Source organism: Inquilinus sp., from assembly GCF_057815775.1.
In genome coordinates this window covers 1-2,652 of record NZ_JBYRFX010000950.1, presented here as the reverse complement: position 1 = coordinate 2,652, position 2,652 = coordinate 1, and the positions used below count along the sequence as shown (strand labels likewise).

The following is a 2,652-nucleotide window of genomic DNA, read 5'->3' as shown; positions in this document are numbered from 1 at the left end:
GCCCGGATCCGGCGCGTCGACCTCTAGCGGCGGCGACCCGGCCGGTTCGCGGTCGGGTCCCGTCGCAGGGTCATGACGTCGCCGCCGGGCGGCGCTGGTGGACGAACACGCCGGCCGCGACATAGGCCGCCTCCTCGGCGGTGGACGGCCGCCCCAGCATGGCGTTGCGATGGGGGAAGCGCCCGAAGCGGGCGATGACGTCGCTATGGCCTCTGGCTTGGCCAAGGGCGAACTCGAAGATCCGCCGCAGATGGTCCGGCGCTTCGGCCAGCCGCTTTGCGGACTCCGTCACCACCCGCTCCAGTCGCTCGCGATGCCCCGGTCCTTCGGTGTGGGTCAGCGGCATCAGGAAGAAGCCCTTCTCCCAAGGGGATGAGAGGGCGTCGTAGTCCCCTCTGCGAAAGCCCTCTTCTGCGAGGCGAAGCGCATCCGGATCGGACTCGTAGGCGGCAGGCGTTCCGCTGAAGAGGCCGCGGGTGAACTGGTCGAGCACGACGATCAGGGCCAGCCGCCCAGCCGGCGTCGCGCACCAATGCTCGAGTTGCCCGGCCCGGGCGGCCTCCACGGTCGGGAGAAAGCGGGGCAGTTCCGCCGTCGCGCCACCGGCCATCCACCATTGCAGCTGCTTCGCGAGGCGCTCGTGGTCGGCATCGGCCAGATCGGCGGGAAACCAGAAGCTGTGAACCTCGGGCCAGTCGCAGGGGTCGGCCATGGCATTCTCCGGCAGCTGGGATGTGCGAAGGAGGGAACACCGTGGCATGCACCGCGGGCGCCCAGGCCCGGACCCAGCGTCGCGGTGCGTCGATCTGTAAGCGGCCTTCGCTTCAGACCACCGGCTTGGCGCGCTCCGGCCGGGCGGCGTTGATCCGGCGCAGGGCCAGGTCGCGTTCTTCCCGCACCTGGATCTCGCGGCCTCGGGCCAGCAGGATTGTCCGGGCCTTGGGGTGATGCCAGCTCTGTGCCGCGCGCACGGTTTCGACCCGCCCCGCGGCGACATGCACCACCGTGCCGCAGGGCGTGGTCAGCTTGGCGATGCCGGCACCGAGCTGCTTCACCACCGCGGCCAGGGGCTCGACCAGATAGGCTTCCTGCTCGGTGGCGGCGGTGCCGAAGTCGATCTTGGTCCGGTCGGGGATTTCGCCCGACCGGTAGGATGCGCGGATGAAGACGATGTCGTCCCTCGGGATCGCGACGGCGCTGCCCTGGTCGTCCGTCCCGGTCAACTGAACCTTGACCATGGGTCCTCCCGGCATGAAGCGGGTTCCATTCGGAACCGCTTGCCGAAAGGATGGGATCAACCGGTCGGCAGATGCAAGCATTCGCGGCAAGTCGGGCCTTGGGTCATTCGAGGAAACGGAAAGTATTTCCCTGTCATGCCCGGACTTGATCCGGGCATCCAGAGACTGTCGAAATCTTCTGGATTGCCGGGTCAAGCCCGGCAATGACAGAAAAATAGCGGTCGCCGGGTTGTGAGCCGGCGTCAGGCGAAGCCGCGCACCGGCAGGTCCGGGCCGCGGCGCAGCCAGTTTCCGGGCGAATAGGCGGTGCGGCCGTCGGTGACATGCAGCGTGTAGGCATGGCGTGAGGCGGGGGACCGGTTCGGCGCGCTGTAATGCGGCAGCTTGCCGTGGAAGCACACCAGGGCGCCGGTCTTGACCTCGACCGGCACGGCGGTCGCGTCGGTTGGCCAGGGCATGGCGTCCAGCGTTTCCATCCGGGTGGCGCCGTCCTCCAGCACGAAGCGCTCGCGCAACGGGCCGCGATGCCCGCCGGGTTCGACCCACAAGCAGCCATTGGAGCGGTCGGCATCTTCCAGCGCGAACCAGAAGGTGGTGACGCTCAGCGGCGTGGTCTCGAAGAAGGTGGCGTCCTGGTGCCAGCGCACCTCGCCGCCGATGCCGGGCTGCTTGAAGATGTACATCGACTGCCAGATCTCCGGCGCCGCCAGCCCCAGGTCGGTGGCCAGCGCCGCCAGCTTCGGGTCGCGCGAGAAGCGGTCGAACACCGGGTCCAGGTCGTGCAGCGCATGGCCGATCTTGTTGATCGACAGCGCCTTGGCCTGCTTCAGCCGGCCATCGGTGCCGAACGCCTCCTCTTCGAAGAAGCAGCGCACCTTGTCGCCCGAGGTCAGGAAGTATTCGTCCGACTTCCGCACCTGGTCGTTGGTGGTGAAGATCGAGACGGTGTCGCCGGGATCGAAATCCTCGACGATCGCCTCGGCCCGGGCGCGGGCGGCGCGGATCTCGTCGATCGGCTTGAAATCCTCCAGCACCAGATAGCCGTCGCGCACGAATTGTGCCTTCTGGGTCTCGCTCAGCATCCGCCTGTCCTCCTCGCTCACGCCACCGGCCGGGTCGCCTGTTCCAGCCAGGCGCGGTCTTCGCCCTCCAGCTGCGGGCCGACGATCTCACGCACCTGGGCATGGTAGGCGTCCAGCCAGGCGCGCTCATCCGGGGTCAGCAGCGCCGCGTCGACCAGGGCCAGGTCGATCGGCGCGAAGGTGATGGTCTCGAACTCGTAGAAAATCCTGCTGTCGTCGCTCAGCGCCGCGCAGGGCTGCACCACCACCAGCGTCTCGGTGCGGATGCCGTAGCGGCCGGCGGCGTAGTAGCCGGGCTCGTTCGACAGGATCATGCCGGGCTCCAGCGCGAT

At 68.4% G+C, this 2,652-nt stretch carries 4 protein-coding genes; all 4 read right to left on the bottom strand.

Annotated elements, in window-relative coordinates:
- Nucleotides 1-70: 70 nt before the first annotated feature.
- Nucleotides 71-712, bottom strand: coding sequence for a DUF924 family protein (locus AC3XYG_RS34290; protein ID WP_489144373.1), 642 nt, complete (start codon nucleotides 710-712; stop codon nucleotides 71-73).
- A 112-nt stretch (nucleotides 713-824) separates the two neighbouring features.
- A complete protein-coding gene (locus tag AC3XYG_RS34285; protein ID WP_489144372.1) occupies nucleotides 825-1,238 on the bottom strand; it encodes a hypothetical protein in 414 nt (137 codons plus the stop codon).
- A 242-nt stretch (nucleotides 1,239-1,480) separates the two neighbouring features.
- Nucleotides 1,481-2,320: a phytanoyl-CoA dioxygenase family protein gene (locus AC3XYG_RS34280; protein ID WP_489144371.1), complete on the bottom strand. Its 840-nt coding sequence runs from the start codon at nucleotides 2,318-2,320 to the stop codon at nucleotides 1,481-1,483.
- A 17-nt stretch (nucleotides 2,321-2,337) separates the two neighbouring features.
- On the bottom strand, nucleotides 2,338-2,652 hold a 315-nt coding region (locus tag AC3XYG_RS34275; RefSeq protein WP_489144370.1), incomplete at its 5' end, for a M24 family metallopeptidase C-terminal domain-containing protein.

What these genes read in the sequence shown, in the direction of transcription:
- AC3XYG_RS34290 (WP_489144373.1), bottom strand. Translation starts at nt 712, where the DNA reads ATGGCCGACCCCTGCGACTGGCCCGAGGTTCACAGCTTCTGGTTTCCC.
- AC3XYG_RS34285 (WP_489144372.1), bottom strand. Translation starts at nt 1,238, where the DNA reads ATGGTCAAGGTTCAGTTGACCGGGACGGACGACCAGGGCAGCGCCGTC.
- AC3XYG_RS34280 (WP_489144371.1), bottom strand. Translation starts at nt 2,320, where the DNA reads ATGCTGAGCGAGACCCAGAAGGCACAATTCGTGCGCGACGGCTATCTG.